The sequence below is a fragment of the Veillonella sp. VA139 genome (genome assembly GCF_003992005.1).
Taxonomy (GTDB): domain Bacteria; phylum Bacillota; class Negativicutes; order Veillonellales; family Veillonellaceae; genus F0422.
In genome coordinates this window covers 1-7432 of sequence record NZ_RQVL01000044.1, presented here as the reverse complement: position 1 = coordinate 7432, position 7432 = coordinate 1, and the positions used below count along the sequence as shown (strand labels likewise).

Here is a 7432-nt window from a genome sequence, read left to right as displayed (position 1 = left end):
TTATTTGAACACATTCATTGTAACAAAGGATGACCTTCTTTTGCTATTTTATTTTCCCACAAACATTTTACACTAACTGGAGGTATAGCGTGCTATTATACTAGTCAATTTATCTATCGACGTTTCGGTTGGTACCATATGTTTTGTGCCAATGGTTGTGTCTAATTGCCTGTGTATGTCCTTATCACATAAAAACGAGGCTGTTCATGGAACGCCTCGTCATTTAAAAGGTTTAGTTTTAATTAATGATTTTAAAAAGACATGTTCAGTACATTGCGCTGGACTTTACGTAATCGATACATATAGCAGAGTGCAGCCGAAGACGTACTTGATAATAATCCAATCCAAACGGAGTAAGGCCCGAAGTCTGTGAATAGGTAGCAGAGGTATGCAACGGGTACGGTCACGCCCCAATAGGTGCCGATGGTAATAATAGAAACGCTAGTTACATCACGATAGGCTCGGAGAACCCCTTGTAAAGGTGTGCCTACAGCATCGATAATCGTGAAAAATACGGCGTAAGAAATGAAACTTTCAATAAGTGGAATCATGTGATCTTCCTTGGTATATAGGCTGGCTAAGAAGTCGATATGAGTGAAAGAATAGGTTCCAATGCAAAGTGCTATGAAAGCTGCTACACCACGAGTAATCCATGTGTAGGTGATGGCATTTTGATATCGTTTGGCTCCTAACTCATAGGCGATGACGATGGTGGATGCCATACTTAAACTTAATGGGAAAGAAAATGTTAACCCTAGGAAACTAGACGCTGCTTGATGGGCGGCTATAATTTCTGTGCCAAACTTAGTCATAGCAATCCCAGCAGCACTAAAAATGCTGATTTCTGCAAAGATAGAGAGGCCAATAGGAATCCCTAGAGCTAATTGATCTCGAATGAGTATCCAACTAGGGCTGGTGAAAGAAGACCAAAATCGATAGTGCTTAAAGTTCTTGTGAAATGTAATTAACCCAAGGAAACACAACATCATGTACCAATAGGCGATGGCCGTTGAAATACCAGCACCCAAGCCCCCAAGAGCGGGGATGGGCCCATAACCTTGTATAAATAATACATTGAAAATAGATTGAAATAACACGCTACTACCAATGATGTATAAAGAGTAGCGAGTATTTCCGTGAGCATCGACGATATATCGGAATCCAGACATAATCATCATAGCTGGAAAGGCGACGCACATGGCGTTCATATATTGGATGCAAACAGATTTTGCCGCTGGTTCTAATCCCAATAGATCTAACAAAGGAGATAAACCAAGTAGGGTAGCAAGTATAAGAACTGTTGCAAATGCAAGGCCTAAATAGATATTTTGCCACATAGTAGCAGCTACCGATTCAGTTTTTTTTGCCCCCAAGGCATGAGAAATAATTGGTGTAACACCAAGGAGAATTCCTGACAGACCAAAAAAAGCGGCGACCCATAAGTTATACCCCACACCGATAGCTGCTAAATCTATAGTACTGTATTGCCCCGTTAATGTGACTGCTATAAAACTACCAACAATGATAGAAAATTGTGTAGCAATGACGGGGGCAGCTACAAGTAGGAAATGTTTAATCATAGAAAATAAAGACATACTACCTCCCAAAACTAACTTACCCATATAATATGATGTTTAATAACTTTTAATTCTACCACTATATATACTATATGTCTATAGCTGCTAGGAGCTATTGTCTCTTAAAAGAACATGGTGCATAATGATGACGATTCAGTTATATCAATAGATATAGCTTGTTATGTTGCATGGAAAATATAGATGTATATAATTTTTGCATACATCTATGTTTTTACTGCAATTGTTATGGTGGAAGACTATGAAGATTTCAAAGCTATGTATATGGATAAAGAAAAAACCCTCTAAAGCTAGCGCTGGACACGCATATTGCCTTTGAGGGTATGATACAAGGGGCCGGAATCCCCATGCAATTGTATTGTACCATGTGAAAGGCAATGACGATAGAGAGTAAATAAAAAAAGAACCTGCCCGTCGGCAGGTTCTTTTTAGGATGATGATGTACGCCCATACAAAATCATGACAACTATATCAACACTTTGAGTGCTAATACCATAATGGTAAGTTCACTTGGCCATGATAAGGCGATCATCAATATGTAATGTAGTCCATCTACGCATATTGGTGTAATAAAAAATCCTTTTTCTTGTGTTTTGGAGTATCAGAAAAAGACCTTTGATTCTCCTCCCTATCTCTCGTAGGTCAAGTGGTGAATGATGAATAGGCAGTTCTCCTGACTCAGCTTCAACGCGCCTCCAGCCTTCCCAGTTTCCCAGTGACATAATTTGGATTTGCTCTGCTTTACAGTGGCGGGACCGTGCCAGACTTTAACTGGCTTCTCTATTATGCTTTCGCACCTATTCCCGAATGTTTGATTGTATGTGTGTATTGTACTCTTTTGGTTTTTCAATGTCAAGAACAAGATGAATGGGTATGACTAATTTGTAATTAGAAAGGCATAATTGTGACTTTTATTACTAATTGTCATAGTTAAAAGAACTATAGTTTTGTGTAGCATTTAAAATCCTTTCATAGAGTTGCATTGTAATTCGTAGATGCAAAGGAATTTTACCTTATTGGGGTATGCGAGATTGGAGTACTCCTTTTCTTGCTAAATAGATAGCATTAATTTATAATGAATGAAGATAATACAATATATTGTGAAACATAAAGGATGAAAGAATGAATTATAAAAGTACGCGCAGTCATGAAGTGGTGAGCGAAACCTTTGCGTTGCTCCATGGATTGGCAAGTGATGGGGGTTTATATGTGCCGGCAGAATTTCCGGAACAATGTTTGTCCTACCGCGATGTGGCGGACAAAAGCTATGAAGAAATTGCACTGATTGTGTTGAGTAAGTTATTTACAACTTTCACAGAAGCAGAATTGGAAACGATGATCCGCAGTGCCTATAATACGGTGAACTTTGATACGCCAGATATGGCACCTATGCATTCCTTGTTGGAACGAGTGTCTGTGTTGGAGTTGTTCCACGGTCGCACCCAAGCTTTCAAAGATATGGCGCTATCCTTGTTTCCCTATTTGCTAGTAGCAGCAAAACAAGCTGAGAAAGAAACCAAAGACGTGTTGATCTTGACGGCTACCTCTGGTGACACTGGAAAAGCAGCCTTAGAAGGGTTCAAAGATGTGCCGGGAACACATATTCAAGTGTTCTTCCCTACAGACGGCGTTAGCCCTATGCAACAAGAGCAAATGCAAAAGCAAGAAGGTACGAATGTCAATGTAACAGCCATCGAAGGTAACTTTGATGATGCTCAACAATTTTTGAAGCGTCTCTTTGTGGATGCTGATGTGGCGAAGGAAGTGGCAGACAAAGGAGTGAAGTTCTCTTCTGCTAACTCTATTAATATCGGCCGTCTAGCGCCACAAGTGGTGTACTATGTGGCAGCCTATGCTGAATTGGTAAATACGGGGGCTATCCACGAAGATGAAGCGTTTAATGTGGTGGTGCCAACAGGCAACTTCGGCAATATTTTGGCCGCTTACTATGCAAAACGCATGGGTATTCCGGTTGGTAAATTAATTTGTGCCTCGAACCAAAACAATGTGCTGGCAGATTTCTTCAGCACTGGTACCTATGATATGAATCGTCCGTTCTATACAACCATTTCTCCGTCTATGGATATTTTGGAAAGTTCTAACTTTGAACGGTTTATTTATTATGTGAGCGGTGAAAATGCAGAATTGACAGCTGAGCGTATGAAAGCACTGAAAGCAGAGGGCAAATTCTCTGTCACTCCAGAAGAACTACAAGGGGTGCAAAAAGAATTTGCTGGCGCCTATGTAGACGATGACATGACAAAAGCTGTCATCGAGCAAGTGTACAACTCCTATGGCTATGTGATGGATCCGCACACAGCGGTGGCGATGGGGGCTTACATGAAAGAATTGGAAGCTCATCCGGAAGATGGACATCGTCACACGGTGATTGCCTCCACGGCACATCCTTTCAAATTCCCAACACCGATTTGCGAAGCCTTAGATATTAAGGTAGGAAACACTCCTTATGAAAGTTTAGACAATATTTCGGCTGTCACAGGTGTAGGTTGTCCGAAACAATTGGCGGAGTTACAACATAAGCCATTGCGTTTCACCAAGGTGATTCCAAAAGAAGCTATGAAAGAAGAAATTATATCCTTTGTGGATACTTTCAAACAGTAGGTGGCCTATGGTACAAGCATTTTTCTTTTCCCTCATGTCCTCCTTCGCCTTCAGTATCATGAATTTATTCGTGAAACTCTTAGGCGATGGTATGCCGGCGGCAGAGGTGACATTTTTCAGAGGATTGATAGGAACAATTGCCGTACTCATAGTGATGCGACAAAAAGGAATTTCTTTTTCTACAGAACATCGGGGGTTATTAACCTTACGTGGTATCTTTGGTGGACTAGGGAATTTGAGTAATTTCATTGCCTTGGTGTATATGTCCATGGCAGATGCGTCTATTTTATTCCAACTGTCTGGCATATTCGTGCTGATTTTCAGCAACATTGTATTGAAAGAAAAATTGCCTAATGGATCTGCTAAATGGCTAGGACTAATTTTCTTGGCCGTTGTATATATGATTCAGCCTTGGAATTTATCGGGGTTGCATTGGTATTCTTTTATTGCCATTGCAGGGGCGGCCTTATCGGCAGCAGCCTATACAACGATTCGCACCATTAGCTTAAAGGGTGGTCACAATTCCTATGAAATCATGTTTTATTTCTTAGTCACCACCATGCTAGTAGGCGGTATCGTGATGATACCAGATTTTGTGTGGCCTAACGCAACGCAAGCGCTCTACTTAGGGGTTATTGGTGCCATTTCCGTAGTGGCACAATTCTTCCTAACGGGTGCGTTTGTGGCAACGAATGCAGTAGTGGCACAATTTATGCAATATGTAGGGGTGTTCTTTAACTCCTTCTGGGGATTTATCGTCTTCGGAGAAAACCTAGCCTTGGCGACCGTCATAGCAGGTATTATTATGTTTAGTTCATCAGTGATGTTGGCTCGTTTGAAAGAAGAACAAGCTCACACACGGTAGTCAATCAAGAAAGAGGTATGACGATGAGTGAAAAATTATATCAATTTGGTCTAGTTGGTTTGGCTGTTATGGGACAAAACTTGGCCCGCAACATTGCCCGTCATGGATTCAGCATTGCAGTGTACAACCGTACACCACAAAAAACAGACGATTTTGTAGCCAACTATAGCCACGAAGGAACAATCGGCGGAGCACATACTCCAGAAGAGTTTGTAGCCATGTTAGAAAAACCTCGTAAAATCATGTTCTTGGTGAAAGCAGGTCAACCAGTAGATGACATGATTGAAGCCTTCTTGCCATACTTGGACCAAGGTGATACCTTAATCGATGGCGGTAACTCCCATTACCCAGATACGATTCGCCGTACAAAATACTTGGAATCTAAAGGGTTCCGTTTCTTAGGTGTTGGCGTATCTGGCGGTGAAGAAGGTGCTTTAAATGGCCCAAGTTTGATGCCAGGTGGTAACGAAGCATCTTATAACGAATTAGCGCCGATCTTTACATCCATTGCAGCCCAAGTGGCAGACGGTCCTTGCTGTACATACGTAGGCGATAATGGTGCAGGTCACTACGTAAAAATGGTGCATAATGGTATCGAATACGGTGATATGCAATTAATCTCCGAAGCCTACTTCATGATGAAAGAATTACTTCGCATGAGCGATGATGAAATCGGCGATGTATTTGCGAAATGGAACACAGGACTATTAGATTCCTACCTTATCGAAATCACTGCTAAAATTATGAAAGTCAAAGATACTGATGGAACTCCATTAGTAGAAAAAATCTTGGATAAAGCAGGTCAAAAAGGTACTGGTAAATGGACAAGCCAAGAAGGTTTAGACCTTGGTGTGCCAATTCCAACTATCGCGGAAGCGGTGTTTGCTCGTGCTATGTCTGCCTACAAATCTGAACGTGTGTTGGCAGAACCAGTATTAGCAGGACCAAAAGAAGTCTTTGAAGGAGATAAAGAAGCACTAGTAGATGCTATTCATTCCGCTTTATATGCGTCTAAAATCTGTTCCTATGCACAAGGTTTTGCGTTGATTAAAGCAGCAGCAAAAGAATATAATTGGAATATCAACTTCGGTGATATGGCGTTATTGTGGCGTGGTGGTTGCATTATCCGTGCAGTATTCTTAGAAGATATTAAAAAAGCATTCACAAATAACCCAGATTTGAATAACTTAATGTTGGATCCATTCTTCGCAGAAGCGTTGCAAACACATCAAGCAAAATGGCGTGAAGCAATCATTGCTGCGAAACGTTACGGTATCCCAACACCTGCTTTCAGTGCATCCTTAGATTACTTCGATTCCTATCGTCGTGGTGTATTGCCGGCAAATCTAATCCAAGGACAACGTGACTTCTTTGGTGCTCATACATACGAACGTACAGACAAAGAAGGTATATTCCATACAGAGTGGGCAGAAGCGTAGGAGTTTGTTAGTCAGACACCTATATCTTTTAAAGCAAGATAGTTACTTTAAAACAAAACTTGACACCGTACCAGAGTAGAGTATAGGTTGATTGTTTTAACTAACGATGGTAAAATTTTCTTAGCTAGATTTTGTGAAATGAACATATAGCAAACATCCCTAGGTGGCGTCCTAGGGATGTTGACTTTTACAGGACAATGTTTTACTATATACATAAGAAGAGCAATTGATGTCTAACAGCGTCAAGCTCATCTCGGGTAAAAGATGAGGCCTAACGTGCAGAGTACTACGAATACTCTACATATACGTTAGGCCTTAACACTTATATATTACTTGATCAATGCTATGATCATAACAATACATGTGATTAAAAGCGATTACTTCTTGCAGGAATCTATGAGGGTGGATGCTTTTGTCAGTTAGATATCTATACCTTTTAAAGCTAGGCAATTATTTTTCCAACAAAAACTTGACACCGTCCCAGATTAGAGAAAGGGTTGAATATTTTTCCTAAACATGATAAGATTTACTTAGCTAGATTTTGTGAAATGAACATATAGCAAAAAATCCCTAGGTGCCAGCCTAGGGATTTTTATTTTGTATTATTTATAGATTAATACTAAATCTAGGATTGTTACAAGTGTAATAGCAGTAGAATCCATTTGCAAATGAGATAGCTAAGCACATTTACCATAACTGCCATGATAATTGATTTTGTGAAATGTTTCATATAGTCACCTCCTCCTGTTACGGAATCGGCTGTACCTGTAACAATATGATTATATCACAGAAGGATAGGTAATGTAGTTTAATTGTTAATTATCTGGGTAAAAGTATGAACGACATATGATATTGTCATAGTATAAACATAAATGAATTTGTCAAAGCATAGTACAATCTATATAGATAGG

At 40.2% G+C, this 7432-nt stretch carries 4 protein-coding genes and 1 riboswitch; of the genes, 3 read left to right on the top strand and 1 reads right to left on the bottom strand.

Annotated elements, in window-relative coordinates; genetic code table 11:
- Nucleotides 1-251 precede the first annotated feature (251 nt).
- Complete coding sequence (locus EO125_RS09595) at nt 252-1595, bottom strand: MATE family efflux transporter (protein WP_164726506.1); 1344 nt, start codon at nt 1593-1595, stop codon at nt 252-254.
- A gap of 645 nt (nt 1596-2240) precedes the next feature.
- Nucleotides 2241-2411: riboswitch (cobalamin riboswitch) on the bottom strand.
- A 306-nt stretch (nt 2412-2717) separates the two neighbouring features.
- Between EO125_RS09595 and thrC the strand changes: the two genes are divergently transcribed.
- The 3 genes from thrC to gnd are packed head-to-tail and all read left to right on the top strand — an operon-like array spanning nt 2718 to nt 6521.
- Nucleotides 2718-4217, top strand: a complete 1500-nt coding sequence (gene thrC / locus EO125_RS09590) for a threonine synthase (RefSeq protein ID WP_127148703.1) — start codon at nt 2718-2720, stop codon at nt 4215-4217.
- A gap of 7 nt (nt 4218-4224) precedes the next feature.
- Complete coding sequence (locus EO125_RS09585) at nt 4225-5082, top strand: DMT family transporter (RefSeq protein ID WP_127148702.1); 858 nt, start codon at nt 4225-4227, stop codon at nt 5080-5082.
- Between the two features lie 23 nt (nt 5083-5105).
- Nucleotides 5106-6521, top strand: coding sequence for a decarboxylating NADP(+)-dependent phosphogluconate dehydrogenase (gnd, locus tag EO125_RS09580; RefSeq protein ID WP_127148701.1), 1416 nt, complete (start codon nt 5106-5108; stop codon nt 6519-6521).
- Nucleotides 6522-7432: the final 911 nt, after the last annotated feature.